Consider the following 16593-nt stretch of genomic DNA (forward strand, 5'->3'; position numbering starts at 1 on the left):
GTGGACAACTCCCGTCTCGGCTCCCGTTCTTGTCGGTGCCACCTGGCAGAATTGACATCGGGGGTCCCCCTCATGCCGGAGGGTCAAGCGACCTCGTCCGGGAGGCGAGCGACCTCGTCCGGGAGGCAGACTCCCCCGTCCAGAAGGCAGGCGGCCTCGTCCAGGCGGCGAGCAACCTCGTCTGGGACGCAGGCTGCCCTTCCACGAGGCAGGAAACCTCGTCGAGAGGGCAGGCGGCCTCGTTCGGGAGGCGAGCAATCTCGTCTGGGAGGCAGGAAGCCTCGTCCGGGAGGCGTGCGACAGGATCGCCGACCTAGGAGTCCCGGCGCGCGGGGTTGGGGCGCCGTCAGGGGAGTTCCGACATCACCTCGGTGACGATGGCTCGCATGGCGGTCTCGGCCCGGTCCGGGTCGCCTGCCGCGATCGCCTCGGCCACCGCCGCGTGCAGGCGCACGGCCTCGGGGTGCGGCCGCTCGGGCATCAGGTGCAGGTGGGTGCGGGCGGTCAGCACCTCGCCGACGACGTCGCCCAACTGGGCGAACATCTCGTTGCCGGACGCGGCCAGCACCAGGCGGTGGAAGGCGATGTCGTGGACCAGGAACTCGTGGAGGTCGTGGGTCGAGGACCGCAGGCGCACGGCCAGGACGGTGAGGTGCCCGGCCTGCTCCGGGGTCGCGCGCCTGGCCGCGAGCGCGGCGGCCACCGGTTCGCTGGCGGAGCGCAACTCGGTCAGCGAGCGGAGCTGGTGGACGCGGTCGTCGCAGGCGAGGCGCCAGCGGATCACCATGGGGTCGTAGAGGTTCCACTCGGCGCGCGGGCGCACGGTGATCCCGACCCGGCGCCTGCTGGACACCAGGCGCATCGACTCCAGGACCCGTAGCGCCTCGCGCGCGACGGTGCGCGAGACGCGGTACGAACGCTCCAGTTCCTCGGTGCGTAAGACGGTGCCCGCGGGGTACTCGCCGCTCACGATGGCGGGGCCGAGCCCGGCGAGCAGCAGGCCGGGGAGTCCGGAGGTCATGCGGGCCAGTGTTCCACTCATATGACTTTTGCGTGGCGAACTCTTGAATAAGTAGTACTTATCAGCTTCACTGAGCGCTGTGCACACTGTCGTGGTCGTGATGGGCGTCTCCGGTTCGGGCAAGACCACCGTCGCCGCGCTGATCGCCGAGCGCCTGGGCGTCCCGCTGGCCGAGGCGGACGAGTTCCACCCACCGGCCAACATCGCCAAGATGAGCGCGGGGACGCCGCTCACCGACGACGACCGCTGGCCTTGGCTGGACGCCATCACCGCGTGGATGGCCGAACGCGGCCACCAGGGCGGCGGCGTGGTCACCTGCTCGGCGTTGAAGCGCACCTACCGCGACCTCTTGCGCCAGGCGACCGACGACGTGTGGTTCGTCCACCTCGACGGTCCCCGCGAGGTGCTGGCCGACCGGATGTCGCACCGCAGCGGGCACTTCATGCCGACGTCGCTGCTGGACTCCCAACTGGCCGACCTGGAACCCCTGACCGACGACGAACGCGGTGTCCGGCTGGACATCCGCTCGGCCCCGGACGAACTCGCGGGCGCGGCGCTCGCGGCGGAGGAGCGCTCATGACCATGGTCACCGCCGCGGGCTGGACCGGCCACGACACCCGGCTCATCGGGGCGGCCGTGCTCGGCATCGCGCTGATCGTCGTGCTGATCACCAAGGCGAAGCTGCACCCGTTCCTCGCCCTGGTGCTCGGCGCCGGGCTGCTCGGCCTGGTGGCGGGCATGCCGGTCGACAAGCTGATCGACAGCTTCACCAAGGGCGTCGGGTCCACGGTGGCGGGCGTCGGTGTGCTGATCGCCCTGGGCTCGATGCTCGGCAAGCTCCTGGCCGACTCCGGCGGCGCGGACCAGATCGTCGACACGATCCTGGGCAAGACCCCCGCCCGCAGGCTGCCGTGGGCGATGGCGCTGGTGGCGGCGCTGATCGGGCTGCCGATGTTCTTCGAGATCGGCCTGGTCATGCTGATCCCGGTCGTCCTGCTCACCGCCCGCCGCAGCGGGCAACCGCTGATGCTGCTGGCCATCCCGGCGCTCGCGGGCCTGTCGGTGCTGCATGGACTCGTGCCCCCGCACCCGGGACCGCTGGTGGCGGTGGACGCGCTCAAGGCCGACCTCGGCCTGACCCTGGCCCTGGGCGTGCTGGTCGCGATCCCGACGGTGATCATCGCGGGCCCCCTGTTCGCCCGCCTCGCCGCGCGCTGGGTCCCGGTCGTGGCGCCACCGGAGGAGGCGGAGGAGACCGAGCGCCGAACAGACCGGCCGAGCTTCGCCGCGACCCTGGCGACCGTCCTGCTGCCGGTGGTGCTGATGCTGGGCAAGGCCCTGACCGACATCCTGCTGCCGAAGGAGAACGGCCTCCGGCGCGCGATGGACTTCATCGGCAACCCGCTGGTGGCCCTGCTGCTCGCGGTCCTGGTCGGCATGTTCACCCTCGGCAAACACCTGGGCCGCGACAACCTCTCCACCTCGATCGCGGAAGCCCTGCCCCCGATCGCGGGCATCCTCCTGATCGTCGGCGCGGGCGGCGGTTTCAAGCAGACCCTGGTCGACGCGGGCGTGGGCGACGTGATCACCAGCCTGGCCAAGGACTCGAACTTCTCCCCGCTGCTGCTGGGCTGGCTGATCGCGGTGGCCATCCGCCTGGCGACCGGCTCGGCCACCGTGGCCACCATCTCGGCGGCCGGGATCATCGCACCGCTGGCAGCTGGTCTGGAACCCACCCAGTCCGCGCTACTGGCGTTGGCGGTGGGGGCCGGGTCGCTGTTCTTCTCGCACGTGAACGACGCGGGGTTCTGGCTGGTGAAGGAGTACTTCGGGTTGAGCGTGGGCCAGACGATCAAGACCTGGTCGCTGATGGAGACGATCATCTCGGTGGTGGGCATCGCGCTGATCTACCCGTTGAGCTTGCTGCTCTGAGCTTCTGGCCTCCGCGGCGGGGAATTGCCATCTTCGTTGCCTGGGTATGTGCGGGGGCGCGATCCAATGAACTCGCTCTTGCGTTGCCGTCTTCGTTGCCCGAGTTACGAGCATGGCTCGATCTAGTGAACTCGCTTCGTGTGGGGCCCCTAGAGCACCGCTGTGGGGAAAAAGCGTGGGGTGAAGGGCATCCCCACCACAGGTCAAGTTTAGCGGTGCTCTCCCCCCACACGAAGCGAGTCCACTAGATCGAGCATCCGTAGCGGGACTTGCGTACCAGCGGGGTCGGCCTCACCGCTGCGGCCTGGTGGGCGGGGCCGCCTTGCCGCTGCGGCCTGGTGGGCGGGGCGGCCTTGCCGCTGCGGCCTGGTGGGCGGGGCGGCCTTGCCGCTGCGGCCTGGTGGGCGGGGCCGCCTTGCCGCTGCGGCCTGGTGGGCGGGGCGGCCTTGCCGCTGCGGTTTGGTGGGGGTGGGGGCGGCCTTGCCGCTGCGAGAACCAGCGTGGTCGGCCTTCGGCTGCGGGACCAGCGGGGCGGGATTCCCTTGCGTTTTCAGCGGGGTCGGGAACCTGTCGTGTACCTGCCAGGTCGGCTTTTCTGCTATCGAGACTTAAAGAGCCCAGCCTGCGATCATCTGCCGCGCGATCGAGGTCTCCCCCGGCAGGATCAGGCCATCTACCTGTCCCCCTGCCGCCAATGCTCGTTGGATCTCGTCTCGGGATACCCACCGGGCTTCTTCGATCTCGCCGTCGGCTAGGACGAATGGCTCGCTTGGATCGGCTGTTGCCGAGAAACCGATCATGATCGACCGGGGGAAGGGCCACGGTTGGCTCCCCAGGTAGCGGATGTCGCTCACCTGGACGCCTACCTCCTCGGCGATTTCCCGCTCTACGCAGGCTTCCAGGGACTCGCCGGTCTCCACGAAACCCGCCAGTACCGAGTAGCGGTCTGCGGGCCAGATCGGTTGTCTGGCTAGCAGGACCTGGTCGGCGCCGTCGTGGACCAGGCAGATCACCGCTGGGTCGGTGCGCGGGTATTCCTCTCGCCCACAGCCAGTGCAGTGTGTTGCCCAGCCAACCGCCGTTCGCTCCACTGGTGCGCCGCACTTGGCGCAGAACGATGCTCGGGAGTGCCAGTTGGCCAGGCCGACGGCGGTGGTGAACAGGCCCGCGTCGGTGTCGTCGAGGAGGGCGCCGATGCCGCGCAGGTCGTGCCATTCCTCACCCGACTCCGATCGGGCTCCCGGCCACATGCCCCAGGCGTTGGCGGGCGGTGCCACGGCGTGGTCACCGATCGGCTCCACGGCCGATAGCGCCCAGTACGCCGTGTCCCCCTCTTCGCCGAGCAGCATTGCCTCGGGTGGGCGGGTGTCGGCGATGAGTGCCGCCGGGCGCAGGACCAGCTCGGTGCCGCCCGCGCGGACCGGGGTGCGGCCCTTGGCGTCGACCAGGAGGACCTGCCCGGCCTTCCACAGCCGGTCGAGCCGGGCGTCGTCCTTGCGGGCGGTCTCGTCGCGTTGGACGGTGGCGCGGGACAGGGTGGGGCGGGCACCGAGCTGGAAGGGCTCGCGGGGCGTCATGGGCTCATCACCTGTGGGGAGGGGACCGGGTGCCCGCCGCACGGGTGTGGCCCGTGCGGCGGGGGCGGTCAGGGGAAGCGGACTCCGCCGATGCGGCTGAGCGGGGCCAGTTTGTCCGGGTCGCCGACGATGACGCCGGTGAACCGGGACGGGGCGAAGAACTCGGCGGCGGCCTCGGCAACCTCGGCGGCGGTGACCGCCTTGAGCCGCTCCGGGTGGCTGACCAGCCAGTCGACCCCGAGGCCGAGCACGGCCAGGCCCGCGACCTGCGAGGCGATGCCGCCCTGCGAGGACGTACCGGTGAGCAGCGAGCCGACCGCGTACTGGCGCACGATGTCCACTTCGGACTCACTCGGCGCCACCAGGGCCAGCCTGCCCAGCTCGTAGCGGATCTCCAGCAGCGCGGCGGCGGTGACGTCGCTGGCGGTGTCGGTGTCGACGAGCAGGGTGGCGCCGTGCGGGGTGAACTCCGGGTAGGAGCGGGCGTGGTAGGTGTAGCCCTTGTCCTCGCGGATGTTCTCCACCAGCCGCGAGGAGAAGAAGCCGCCGAAGGCCAGGTTGGCCAGCTGCAGCGCCGGGTAGCGCGGGTCGGTCCGGGAGATCGACTGCGCGGACAGCCGGATCTGCGACTGCACCGCGCCCGACCTGGGCACCACGAGCAGGTCGCCCGGGGTGAGGTCGGGCAGCTTCGGCAGCACCGAGGCCGACCGGTCGGACTCCCAGCCAGCGAGCGCGGCCGAGACCCGGGCGACGGCCTCGTCCGGCACGACGTCGCCGACGACCACGAGCACGGAACCGCGCGGCAGCACCGCGGCGGTGTGCAGCGCGCGCACGTCGGCGGGCTCGACCTTGGCGACGTCGACAGCCTCGGGCATCTCCCGGGTGAACGGGTGGTCGCCGTAGCGGTGCTTCTGCAGGGCTTGGCGGGCGATCACGCTCGGCTGCGAGCGGGCGACGGCGATCCGCTCCACCAGCCGGGCCCGCTCCCCCTCGACCTCGTCGTCGCGGTAGATCGCGCCGGTCAGGGCGTCGGCGAGCACGTCGAGCAGCGTGTCCAGCCCGCTGGCCAGGGCGTTGCCGCCGAGCGAGAGCACCTCCGGGTCGACGACGGCGGACAGCTCGCCACCGACCAGGGCCAGCTCGGTGTCGACGGCCACCCGGTCGCGCCGCTCGGTGCCGGTGAGGATCGCGGCGGCCAGGACCTCGGCGGTGGCCGCGTGCGCGGGGGCGTCACCGGCGAACGGGATCCGCACCCGCAGCTCCACCATCGGCACGGTGGGCTGGTGCACGGCGATGACCCGCAAACCGTTGGCCAGCACGGTGTCCACTGAGGACAGGTTGCCTGCCGCCCGCTGGTCGCCGAGCGGTGGGAGCGGACGCGGCCCGACCTCGGTGCGCCCGATCTCCTCTGCGGTGCGGCTCACTGCTCTCCTCCTGCGTTGTGTGGCATGGGCTGTGGCGGGTTTGTTTGTGCGGGATTTCCGGAGGTCGGGCTCAGCTGGGTGCTCGATTGGGTGGAGCGCCTTTGCGCGGGGCCCCTAGGGGCGATCGTCGTGGGAAAAGCGGATGGGGAAGGGCATCCCACGACCACAGCGAGTTTACGATCGCCCCTCCCCCCGCACAAAGGCGCTCCACCCAATCGAGCAGTCGCGTTGTCAGGTCGCGAATGGCTGCGGGTCGGCTTGCCGAATCGGGGTGTTTCGACGAGGGGCGACTCATAGATGCGGTGCGATTCGCTGAGGGGCGACTCGTTGATGCGGTGCCATTCGCTGAGAGGGGCCTTGTTGGTACGGCGCGATTCGCCGGGAGTCGCCTCGCTAGTACAGCGCCATTCGCCGAGGGAGAGCCCGTTGGTGGGATAGGTGCCGATCACCGTGCTCACTCCTGGTCCGCTACCGGCGACACGGTGAGGACCGCGCGGGAGTCGGGGCGCAGGGCCTTGGCGGCCGCGGAGACCGCGTCGGGGGTGATGGCGTTGATGCGGGTCGGCAGTTCGTAGACCAGGGCCGGGTTGCCGTAGAGCAGTTCGAACGCGCCCAGGGCCAGGGTGCGGCTGACGATCCGGTCGTGCTCCTTGTACAGGCTCGCCGCCCAGCGGGCGGTGACCTTGGCCAGTTCGGCGGGCTCGGGCGGGGTGCTGGCCAGCTTCTCCAGCTCCTCGTCGACCGCCGCCAGGACCGTGTCGACGGTGACCTCGGGCGAGTGCATCGCGGTGATGGTGAAGGTGTCCGGGTCGCGGGCCTCGAACGGGCCGAACATGCCGCAGCCCGCGTTCACGTCGGTGACGAGCTGGTCGCCGTAGACGAGGCGCTGCTGCAGGCGCGAGCCGTCGCCGTCGGTGAGGACGCCCGCGAGGACGAGGTAGGCCAGGTAGGCGTCGAGCTCGTCGATCGGGTCGGGGATGCGGTAGCCGACGGCGATCGCGGGCAGCGGGGCCAGCGGGTCTGGGTGGTCGGCGCGGACCTCGGCGGCGGGCGGCGGCTCGGCGAAGGAGGGCCGCTGCGGGCGCGGGCGGGCCGGGACGTCGCCGAAGTGGCGCTCGATCAGCTCCTGGGCGGTGGCCAGGGCGAAGTCGCCCGCGACGGTGAGCACCGCGTTCGACGGGGCGTAGTAGGTGTCGAAGAACGCGGCGCAGTCGGCGACCGTCGCCTGCTCCAGGTCCTCGAAGCCGCCGTAGCCGTTGTGCGCGTTGGGGAAGGTCTCGAACAGGACCGGCGGCAGCAGGATCCACGGGAACCCGCCGTAGGGCCGGTTCAGCACGTTGAGCCGGATCTCCTCCTTGACCACGTCGATCTGGTTGCGCAGGTTCTCCTCGGTGAGCTTCGGCGCGCGCATCCGGTCGGCCTCGAGGAACAGCGCGCGCTCGAGCGCGGCGGAGGGCAGCACCTCGAAGTAGTCGGTGTAGTCCGGGTGGGTGGAACCGTTGAACGTGCCGCCCGAGGATTGCACGTGCCGGAAGTGCGCCAGCTTCTCCAGGCTCTCGCTGCCCTGGAACATCAGGTGCTCGAAGAGGTGCGCGAACCCGGTGCGCCCCTCCGGCTCGGAGCGGAAGCCCACGTCGTAGTGCACGCTGACGCCGACCACCGGCGAGGTGTCGTCAGGGGCGAGGACCACCCGCAGGCCGTTGGCGAGGGTGTACCTGTGCAGCTGGGAAACGGTCACGTCGCGAGCCTACGGGAGGTTCGGCACCCGCGGACACCGTGCGTGTTCGCCTGTGGATAACTCAGTTCGCCCGGCGCCTGCGGGCCACCACGAGCAGGAAGCCGCCCAGGCCGAGGGCCGCGGCGCCCAGCACGACCATGCCACCGATGGCGGCACCGGTCACCGGGAGACCGCCGTCGACCGACGGGCCCGCGCTGCCCTGGGCCACCGGGAGCGCGCTCGACGAGGTCGCCGGGACGGTGCCGGGCGAGGTCGTCGTCGTGTCCGGGTTGGACGGTGTGGACGGTGTGGTCGACGCGGGGGTGGTGGTCGGGGCCTTCTTGCAGTCCACAGTGAACTTCTCGACGGTCTTCAAACCGCTGCCGACCAGGTGGGCGGTGTACACGCCGTCGTCGAAGAGGCCGGTGCTGCGCGTCCACTGGTAGACCCCGGCACCGTCGAACCGGACCGTCTCGTTGAAGCGCGGGTTGCCGTCGACGCTGAACTTCCGCTCGGCCGGGTACGGCCCGACCGCGTAGAACCGGGCGGTGACGACGGAGTCGCCGTCCACGCACCGCACCGAGACCTGGAGGCCGTCGCGGTCGACGACCACGTCGGCGCAGTGGTCTACCGCGCCCCCGGTCTCTACCTCGGTGCCGTCTGAGCCCTTAACTGTCACCGGGTAGTCCCCCGCGGGGAACGCACCCAGGTCAGCACTACCGTGGCCCGCACCGGCAACAGTGACCTTCTTGGTCACCTTGCCCGCGGTGACCGTGTAGTCGACGGCCGCGCGGTTGGGGTTGTCGATTTCGACGAACACCACTGCCGGAGTCGTCACGTCGGTCTTGTCGTCGCACTGCGCATAGGTGCCCAGCTGCGGCGAGTTCTCCGAGGCGCACTTGACGGTGAAGTGCTTGACCAACGGCGTCTCAAACCCGTCGCCGCTAAGAGCTGCCTGGTAAGTGCCGTCGTCCCAGAGGTTCTCGTGGATGTTGAGGAACACCCCCGGGGAGAGCTCGATGTTGTAAGAGGTCGGGCCGTTGATCGCCAGCGCGTACGTGCGCACGTCGTCGCCGCTGGGGTTGGCCACCTCGAAGGTCACCAGGCCCCAACCGCCGCGGCACTTGACGTCGATGGACAGCTCGCCCTTGGTCGGGTCGAGGTCCGAGCACGGCTTGACCACCACCGGGACGCCGTCGGACGCCTCGTCGGCCCCCGCGACCTCGACGGTGTACTCGCCCACCGGGACCGGGGTGAACACGACCCGGTTGACCTCGTGCTCGTCGTCGTAGGTCGACTTCTTCGCGGGGAGGCCGGAGCCCGCGAGGGTGACCGTGTACGGCTTCGTCCGGTCGTCCAGGACGACCTCCACCCCGGAGGTGCCGCCGTCGCACACGCTGATCGCGGTGGCCAGCGTCGGCTGACCCACCTCGATCGGGTAGTCCGGCTCGTCCTGAGCGGAGGCGGGCGTCGCCGACCAGGCCAGGGAGAGGCCCACGGTGACGGCGAGGACGAACCGGGTCGCCATGGTGCGCAACGCGCCTCCCCAGTACACGATCGAGTGAAGTGCGCGAAACGTACACCGCGCCCCCGCCGGTTGGCGAGTCACCCCCTTTGCCCAGCTCAGCGCCCGGCGAGGGCCTCGTCGAGACCGGCCAGGAAGGACTGGAACTGGGCGGTGAACCGCTGGTGGTCACCGGCCGCCGCCTCGTCCTGGGTGGCGTACCAGTACAGGCCTGGCGCACCGTCGGCCGACGAGTCGAGAGTGGCGAACCGGGACAACCACTGCTCGGTCTCCCCTAGCGCGACCGCGTAGGGCAAGGAGCGGGAGAACACCATCTCGCGGTCTGCGGCGGGGACCGCGTCCGGCTGGGTCTCGCGCAAGAACACCAAGACGCCGCGTACCTGCTGCACCAGCACGCTGCCGCGCTTGGTGCGGGCTGGCATGAACCGCGCACCCACCAGAAGTCCTAGACCACCGACGGCTACCGCGATGCCGATAAGAGCGGGGCCGTTGCCAACCGCCAACAGGACAGTGCCGACCGCACCAACCACCAAGAGCCCCGCACCTGTGACGCCCCAGCGGCCGATGCCGTTCGGTCGCCTGCCAAACCAGTCACGCTTGACCGCGTCCGTATAGAGGGCAGAACGCACGGCGGTGACGTCCAGCGAAGTGGAGCGCAAGGCAGACAGGGTGACCGATTCGGCGCCGTTAGGTAAGAGGACGTCGTAGACAGCACGTTCGTAAGAGGTCAGTGAGTCGTCGGCAGGATTGCGTCGCACGAGCTGCCAATCGCCACCAGACTCGGTGATCCACAGGTAGTTGCGGACCGCGAGGTCGATCACGGTGGCGCTCAGATCACGGGCGTCCACCTTCTCGTCCACAACGGTTCCAGCCTGACCGGGCAGCACACCGTCCGGCGAGGCGAATGTGACCCGGTTGCCGTCCCTGGCCAAGAGGTCGACGGGCGCTACCTCGCTGACCAGTGCCTTCGCGTCACGACCGCGCGCCGACCACAACACGACGAAACCGCCGAGCAGCAAGAGGGTCACCAAACCCAGGCCGATGCCACCGGGCACGGTTAGCGCGAACGGACCGTTAGTACGACCGGATGTGTCGAACCGGGCGGTCGCAGGCACCATCCCCGCGTCCAGATCGGCGGCGAGATCGACCCGGGCTCCACTGTCCAGATCGGACTGGACGACCCGGAGGATCCCGCTCTCGTCGGTGATCGCCGAGTCACAGCGGTCCTCGGTGCCCGCCGCGCCCGCGAGGCAGACGAAGTCCTGGCCCGGTCGCGGGGTGAGCAGGGAAGCGCGCAGGAACACCAGTTTCGTGTCCCACCCGCTCGCGACCTGCCAGCGGAACTGCAGGCGGTCGCCCAGGTCGGCGACGGCGCCGTCCACGGTGTAGCGGACCGTCGACGCGCCACCCTCGAGCTTGATCGTGAGCGTGTCGCCGGTGACCTCGGCGGTGCCGTTGCCCTGCACGTGCGCGTCGCGCACGGTGAAGACCCGGTCACCGATCCGCAGCGGCGCGACCCGGGTCATGGTCTGCCGCGCCTGCACGACGACCTGCTCCTGCACGGTGAGCCTGCCGTCGCGCTCCACCTTGAGCTGGACGTTGACGCTGCGCGGCAGCACCGGCTGCACGCCACCGGTCGGGCGGGCCGGGCGACCGGTGGGCGGCACCGGGTCGATCGTCGGCGCCGTGCCGGACCCGGTCGGCCCCGGCCGGGGAACCGGGAAGTCGATCGACGGCACGCCCGTTGGCACCGACGGGAACGACGGCTGGGCCGCCGCGAACGCGATGCCTGCCGCCAGCGTGGTGGCGGCGACCCCCCAATTCGTCAACACGCCAGCGAACGATAGTCGAGCGCCCCTATGCTCACCGCCGGTCTGGCCAAATCGGGCGGACCGGGGTGACGCACGGGGGATCGATGAACCAGCCGCCGATGGGGCCGTGGCGTCCGCACGGGCCGTACCCGCCGCCGATGCCGGTGGCGCCGCCGCCGATGGCCCGGCCGATGCCGCCGTTCCCCGGTTACCACCCTCCACAGCAGACTTATGGCCCCGGGCCCTACGGCGCCCCTTATGGCTACCGACCGCCGGTGTGGGCGCCGCCGATGCGGCCGAAGTCGAACACCGGGCTGATCGTCGCGATCTCGGTGGTAGCGCTGCTGATCGTCGGGGTCGGATTGGTGGGGTTCGTCCAGGGGTCATCGGGTAAGCGCAAGTCGACTAACGACGTCGGTTACAGCTCTCCGACCACCTCTTACCGCGAAAGCCCCACAACGACCACCCGCACGACAACGACGACGACAGCCACCACCACTCAGTCCACTCGAACGACGTCGACGACCAGCACCACCACGCGCGCCAGCACGACCACCGCCACCACAACACCTACCCCGGCCGGTCCCCAGCCGGTGTACACGCTGGCCGACAACCCGCTGTTCAGCGCGAGCAACGGGCTCAGCGCGGTGACCTGCGCACTGCCCGCCTGGCGCAGCGACCCGCAGAGCACGAAGGCGTTCTTCACCACCGCGCTGCCCTGCTTCGAGCAGGCTTGGGCGCCCGCGATGCAACGCGCGGGCCTGCCGTACGCCACGCCCGGCCTCGAGTTCCCCTCCGGCACCCAGTGGGACAGCCCGTGCGGCACCAGGACCAAGGGAACCGCGGCGGCGTTCTACTGCTCGCGCAACAGCACCCTGTACATGCCGTTCGAAGGTCTGCAGGTGGAGACCAGCGGGACCAAGACCGGCGAGTACCTGGCGCTGTTCGCCCACGAGTTCGGCCACCACATCCAGGCGCTGGCGGGCATCGGTTCGGCGTACTGGGACGCCCGCTACGAGGCGGGCGACCAGACCGCCGCCGGGTTGGAGCTGTCCCGGCGCTCGGAGCTGCAGGCGCAGTGCTTCGGTGGGATGTGGTTCGCGGGCGGTCAACACGGCGGCGCAGCGATCACCGACAAGGTGATCCGGGAGATGCTCGCCGACGGCTACAACCGCGGCGACTGGGACAAGAGTCTCCCGCCCGACCACGGGACCCCGCAGCACTCCGGCGCGTGGCAAGAGCACGGGTTCACCAACAACCGCACCCAGCCGTGCAACACGTGGGCCGCTAACGCAGCGGACGTCGCTTGAACAGTTCGACGAAGCCCGCTCCGCCAAGACAAGCGAAGATGAGCAGTACTACCGCAAGAGGGCGTGCGTCGGTCGTAGCACCTACCGTCGCTTCAGCGAGGTGAACAACTTCACCCGGTCTTACCTCGACGGTCTCTCCCGATTGATGACCGCACGCGTCGAGCGTGGCCTCTTGGGTGGATCCGTCCAGTTGATAAGAGATCCGCTCTTGCCCCGACTGGTTGCACGGCACACCGGCCAGCACCTTGGCACTGACGCTCTTCACGTCACCTGGACCGGAAGACCAATGGCCCAGTGCGCCCATCATCGCCAACAGCAGTGACACCACGACGCTGCCCAGCGCGACACCCGCCAACTTGACGACGGACGCCGGGAGTGCGAACGGGACACGCATCCCCGGATAGTCGCAGACCGCGCAAGAGGTCAGTCTTCGGCGGGAGTGACCTTACGGATGTAGAGGAGGCGGTCGCCCTGTTCGATGGCGTCCGCCTCGGACGAGTCGACCCGGTAGAGCCGCCCGGCGCGCACGATGCCCAGCACGATGTCGGGCAGGTGCCGCGGCGAGCCGCCGATCTCGGACTCCTCGACCTCGCGCTCGGCGATGGCCAGGCCCTCGTCCGGGGTGATCAGGTCCTCGACCATGTCCACCACGGTCGGGGTGTGCGTGGCCATGCCCAGCAGGCGGCCCGCGGTCTCGCTGGACACCACGACCTGGTTGGCGCCGGACTGGCGCAGCAGGTGCACGTTCTCGGTCTCGCGCACCGCGGCCACGATCTGCGCGTTCGGCGACATCTCGCGGGCGGTGAGCGTGATCAGCACGGCGGAGTCGTCCCGGCTGGCGGCCACCACCACCGACTTGGCCCGCGGCACCCCGGCTACCCGCAGCACGTCCGAGCGGGTGCCCGACCCGTGCACGGTGACCAGCCCGAGCAGCGACGCGGCGTCGAGCATCGCCTGGTCGGTGTCGACCACCACGATCCGACTGGGCTCGACACCGTCGGAGAGCACCGCGCTCACCGCCGAGCGGCCCTTGGTGCCGTACCCGACGACGACCACGTGGTCCCGCACCTTCGACCTCCACCGTTGGATCTTGAAAGCCTGACGTGAGCGCTCGGTCAGCACCGCCAGGGTGGTGCCGACCAGGACGATGAGGAACAGGACGCGCAGCGGGGTGATCACCACGATGTTGATCAGACGCGCGGAGTCGCTGGCCGGGGTGATGTCCCCGTACCCGGTGGTCGAGAGCGAGACGGTGGCGTAGTAGACCGCGTCGAGGAACGAGATGCCGTCCTCGTTGACGTCGCGGTAGCCGTCCCGGTCCAGGTAGACCAGCAGGACCGCGGCGAACAGGGCCAGCACGGCCCAGACGATCCGGCGCAGGATCGAGGTGACCGGGCTGACGCTGCTCTCCGGCATGCGGATGATGCCGACCAGGTCGTGCTCGGCCCGCTCGGTCAGGCCGCCGGTCGACCGCTTGGGCCTGATCACCGGAAATCCCCCAACACCGTGTGACTCACGGGCGGAAGGTTAACCGCCGCGGCGCCCGGGTGTGTGGTGAGCCTCATCGCTGCCCGGGTGGCGCCGTGGCACGGTGGTCCGCGTGACCGAGTCCCGCCGAGCCATCGCCCTCGCCCTCCTGCTCGGCGGGGCGGGCACGCTGCACTTCACCGCACCTAGGCAGTTCGACGCGATGGTCCCCGGCTGGCTACCGGGCGGCCCGCGGCTGTGGACCCGACTCTCAGGCGTCGCCGAGGGAGCGGTGGCGGTCGCGGTGGCCGTCCCGCGCACCCGCGGCCTGGGTGCGCTGGCCGCGGCACTGCTGTTCGTGGCGGTGTTCCCGGCGAACGTGAAGATGGCCTTGGACTACCGGAGCAAGCCACTCCCACACCGACTGGTGGCGTGGGGCAGGCTGCCGCTGCAGTGGCCGTTGATCACCTGGGCCCTGCGCGTGCGCGCCTCGGCCCGCTGAGGGAGATCGACAGGGGTGCCGGGCAGGCCGACCGCCCTGGCGGTTGAGTGGACTGGGGCGAATCAGGTCGAGTTCGGAGAGGACCCAGGAAGCCCGGGGTTGGCGGATTCTGGCTCGCCGGTGGGCCGGGCTGAGCCAGGCCAGATCGGCGACGGCAAACCGGGCTGGCTGGGGTTGGGTTCGAGCGACCTGGCTGGGCCGGGCACGCCAGACCGACCGGAATCCCCGACCCAGGTCCAAGCGGACCGCCCGAGCCGATGGCCCAATCGACTCGGATTGACCACGCCGGCGCAAGCCAGGCCGGACCGGGGTGGGTCGGGCTGGTCGGGCCGGATCGGGTGGGCCGGGCGGGGTTTGGTCGGACCGAGTCAGACCGGTTGGGTTGGCGGGTCAGGTTGGTCGGGGCAGGCGCGCCGGACCGAGCCGGATCAACCAGTGCTGGCAGGAGCGGACCGACCATGTCGGATGGCCGAACCGAACCCGGATCGACCAAGCTGGCTGGGGCCGGACCGGACCCGGTTGAGGCGAGCCGGCGGAACTGGTCGGTCGGGGCGGGATGCCAGACCGAGCGGAATCATCTGAGCTGGGCCGAAGCGGACTGACCGAGCCGAGGCCGGGCCGAGTCGGTCGACCTTGCAGGCGCAAGCTGGGTGAGCTGGTTGGGCCGGGTCGGGAAGCGGCTGTGCCCGGCGAAGGACCTTGGCGTGGACCTCGTCCAGGCGGGAGTTGTGGCCGAGGTCTCGACCACGCCGTACTGCTCCTCCATCCCGTAGCACCGCAGCCCGTGCAGCGCGGCGTGGGGAATTGGGCCCAGTTGGGTTGCGGCCAGCCAGCGGGTTCGGCCGGGGCGGGAGCAGTGGGGTGGGGCCGTGAGTGGGGCTGGGTAGGCGGTTCCCCACCGTGCCCGGTCAGCTCCCGGGTCGGGTCCGGTGGGGTGGTCAGCTGATCTCAGCGGAGCTGCCGACCTCGCGGGCTTGTTCGACCAGGGCTTCGGCGGCGGCGCGGGTCAGGCCGGTGCCGATGGTGACCGGTGGCTCGCCCTCGACCAGATCCTTGGCCTCCTTGAGGCCCAGGCCGTTGTGCTCGCGGACCACCCTGATGAGCTGGATCTTGTTGTCGCCGATGTCGGTGACCAGCACGTCGAACTCGATGCGGCGGACGCCGACGACCTCGGAGAGGTGGATGTAGCCGTCGAGGGCGGTGGGGTCGCGTTCGACCGCCGCGGTGAGGCGGGCGATGGCGCGGTCGTTGCCCAGCAGGTTGACGGTCTTGTCCGCGGTGTCGGCGTCGGGGAGCAGCGCTTCGCGGGACTCGGTGAGTTCCTTGTAGAAGTCCGGGCGCTGGTACTGCACCACCAGCAGCGCCGCCAGGGTGCGCGCCTCGTAGCTGCCCGTGGCGAAGGTCTGCTTGGCCAGCTCGTCGTTGAGGATGAAGGAGTTGACGAACCGCTTGATCCGGCGCGGGTTGGTCCCCAGGCCCGCGACGATGTCCTCGGCGATGTCGTGCAGGCCGTCGGGCAGCAGGGTGCGCACGAAGGTGGTGGTCGCGGCCGAGGACACCGGCGGCAGCGAGAACGGGACCTGGACGATCTTGTCCAGGTACTGCCCGCTGATGTCGCGGTCGGTGTACTTGGTGCGGATGGTGTTCTCCAGCGCCTCCCGGTCGACGCCGAGCACGTAGACGCAGTTGGGCATGTTGAGGAACAGCTTGAGCGCCTCGAGGGTCTTGAGGATGTTCTCCGGCAGGCAGCGGTCGAGGTCGTCGATGAAGAAGACCAGCCGGGCGGTCGAGCCGTCGGGTGCCCGGGTCGCCTTGGCCAGCAGGGCCTCGAACCGCTGCCGCAGCCGGACCTGCTTGTCCCGGACCTGGAACCGCTCCTCCTCGAACTTCTCCTCGAACTTCTTGAAGTCGGTGGCGGCGTCGACCAAGGTCATCGCGCGCAGCGCGGCGTTGCTGAAGGCGCCCGCGATGGCGGTGAGCAGCTTGCGGCCCTCCTCGCCCATGCCGAGGGTCTCGACCATGGTGTGCAGCAGGGCGATCGCCGGGTTCTCGTCGAACTGGTGCTGCCAGGCGTCGAACCAGATGGTGTGGCAGTTGGCGCCCCTGGTGTTGTCGAGGTGCCTGCCGATCAGCCGCATCAGCGTCGTCTTGCCGCTGCCCCAGGACCCGTAGACGCCCACGACCAACGGGGTGTCGCAGACGAAGATCGAGCCGGCCAGCGCCCGGGCGATCTTGTCGCGGTCGAGCGCGTCCTCCCGGGCGGGCTCGTCGTTGCGGATCGCGATCGACACAGCGGCCCCCTCCACT

General features: G+C 70.2%; 13 protein-coding genes. 4 read left to right on the forward strand and 9 right to left on the reverse strand.

Annotation, left to right across the window (positions count from 1 at the left end; translation table 11 throughout):
* Nucleotides 1-346: 346 nt before the first annotated feature.
* Nucleotides 347-1021, reverse strand: coding sequence for a FadR/GntR family transcriptional regulator (locus tag QSK30_RS20260; RefSeq protein WP_285504875.1), 675 nt, complete (start codon nt 1019-1021; stop codon nt 347-349).
* Nucleotides 1022-1121: 100 nt separating this feature from the next.
* Here QSK30_RS20260 and QSK30_RS20265 point away from each other — a divergent pair, with 100 nt between their 5' ends.
* Complete coding sequence (locus QSK30_RS20265; protein WP_285504933.1) at nt 1122-1601, forward strand: gluconokinase; 480 nt, start codon at nt 1122-1124, stop codon at nt 1599-1601.
* Nucleotides 1598-2953, forward strand: coding sequence for a GntT/GntP/DsdX family permease (locus QSK30_RS20270; RefSeq protein ID WP_285504876.1), 1356 nt, complete (start codon nt 1598-1600; stop codon nt 2951-2953). Before QSK30_RS20265 ends, QSK30_RS20270 begins: the two co-directional genes overlap by 4 nt.
* 608 nt (nt 2954-3561) lie before the next feature.
* On the opposite strand, the gene nudC is transcribed toward QSK30_RS20270, so the two are convergent.
* The 5 genes from nudC to QSK30_RS20295 all read right to left on the reverse strand — a co-directional run bounded on the left by nudC (nt 3562) and on the right by QSK30_RS20295 (nt 11028).
* The gene (gene nudC, locus QSK30_RS20275; RefSeq protein WP_285504877.1) at nt 3562-4530 is read right to left on the reverse strand and encodes an NAD(+) diphosphatase; all 969 of its coding nucleotides are present in this window, start codon (nt 4528-4530) and stop codon (nt 3562-3564) included.
* 68 nt (nt 4531-4598) lie between these two features.
* Nucleotides 4599-5954 (reverse strand): M16 family metallopeptidase, encoded by a 1356-nt coding sequence (locus QSK30_RS20280; protein WP_285504879.1) that lies wholly within the window; start codon nt 5952-5954, stop codon nt 4599-4601.
* A 454-nt stretch (nt 5955-6408) separates the two neighbouring features.
* Nucleotides 6409-7692, reverse strand: a complete 1284-nt coding sequence (locus tag QSK30_RS20285) for a M16 family metallopeptidase (protein WP_285504880.1) — start codon at nt 7690-7692, stop codon at nt 6409-6411.
* 61 nt (nt 7693-7753) lie between these two features.
* Nucleotides 7754-9208: a hypothetical protein gene (locus tag QSK30_RS20290; RefSeq protein WP_285504881.1), complete on the reverse strand. Its 1455-nt coding sequence runs from the start codon at nt 9206-9208 to the stop codon at nt 7754-7756.
* An 86-nt stretch (nt 9209-9294) separates the two neighbouring features.
* Nucleotides 9295-11028 carry a DUF2207 domain-containing protein gene (locus tag QSK30_RS20295; RefSeq protein WP_285504882.1) on the reverse strand — a complete coding sequence of 578 codons (1734 nt, stop codon included), beginning with the start codon at nt 11026-11028 and terminating at the stop codon, nt 9295-9297.
* Nucleotides 11029-11111: 83 nt separating this feature from the next.
* Here QSK30_RS20295 and QSK30_RS20300 point away from each other — a divergent pair, with 83 nt between their 5' ends.
* Nucleotides 11112-12317, forward strand: a complete 1206-nt coding sequence (locus QSK30_RS20300; protein WP_285504883.1) for a neutral zinc metallopeptidase — start codon at nt 11112-11114, stop codon at nt 12315-12317.
* Here QSK30_RS20300 and QSK30_RS20305 read toward each other — a convergent pair.
* Together QSK30_RS20305 and QSK30_RS20310 are read right to left on the reverse strand one after the other, a co-directional pair.
* Nucleotides 12295-12711, reverse strand: coding sequence for a hypothetical protein (locus QSK30_RS20305; protein ID WP_285504884.1), 417 nt, complete (start codon nt 12709-12711; stop codon nt 12295-12297). The genes QSK30_RS20300 and QSK30_RS20305 overlap by 23 nt on opposite strands.
* A gap of 29 nt (nt 12712-12740) precedes the next feature.
* Nucleotides 12741-13805 carry a potassium channel family protein gene (locus QSK30_RS20310; RefSeq protein WP_285504885.1) on the reverse strand — a complete coding sequence of 355 codons (1065 nt, stop codon included), beginning with the start codon at nt 13803-13805 and terminating at the stop codon, nt 12741-12743.
* 112 nt (nt 13806-13917) lie between these two features.
* Here QSK30_RS20310 and QSK30_RS20315 point away from each other — a divergent pair, with 112 nt between their 5' ends.
* A complete protein-coding gene (locus QSK30_RS20315; protein ID WP_285504887.1) occupies nt 13918-14286 on the forward strand; it encodes a DoxX-related protein in 369 nt (122 codons plus the stop codon).
* A gap of 938 nt (nt 14287-15224) precedes the next feature.
* Here the strand turns inward: QSK30_RS20315 and QSK30_RS20320 are convergent.
* The gene (locus QSK30_RS20320) at nt 15225-16577 is read right to left on the reverse strand and encodes a ribosomal protein L7/L12 (protein ID WP_285504889.1); all 1353 of its coding nucleotides are present in this window, start codon (nt 16575-16577) and stop codon (nt 15225-15227) included.
* Between the last annotated feature and the right edge of the window lie 16 nt (nt 16578-16593).

The organism is Actinokineospora sp. NBRC 105648, from assembly GCF_030269645.1.
Classification (GTDB): domain Bacteria; phylum Actinomycetota; class Actinomycetes; order Mycobacteriales; family Pseudonocardiaceae; genus Actinokineospora.

Coding starts and splice junctions, on each gene's coding strand:
- QSK30_RS20300 (WP_285504883.1), top strand. CDS start 11,112: ATGAACCAGCCGCCGATGGGGCCGTGGCGTCCGCACGGGCCGTACCCG.
- QSK30_RS20270 (WP_285504876.1), top strand. CDS start 1,598: ATGACCATGGTCACCGCCGCGGGCTGGACCGGCCACGACACCCGGCTC.
- QSK30_RS20305 (WP_285504884.1), bottom strand. CDS start 12,711: ATGCGTGTCCCGTTCGCACTCCCGGCGTCCGTCGTCAAGTTGGCGGGT.
- QSK30_RS20265 (WP_285504933.1), top strand. CDS start 1,122: ATGGGCGTCTCCGGTTCGGGCAAGACCACCGTCGCCGCGCTGATCGCC.
- nudC (WP_285504877.1), bottom strand. CDS start 4,530: ATGACGCCCCGCGAGCCCTTCCAGCTCGGTGCCCGCCCCACCCTGTCC.
- QSK30_RS20260 (WP_285504875.1), bottom strand. CDS start 1,021: ATGACCTCCGGACTCCCCGGCCTGCTGCTCGCCGGGCTCGGCCCCGCC.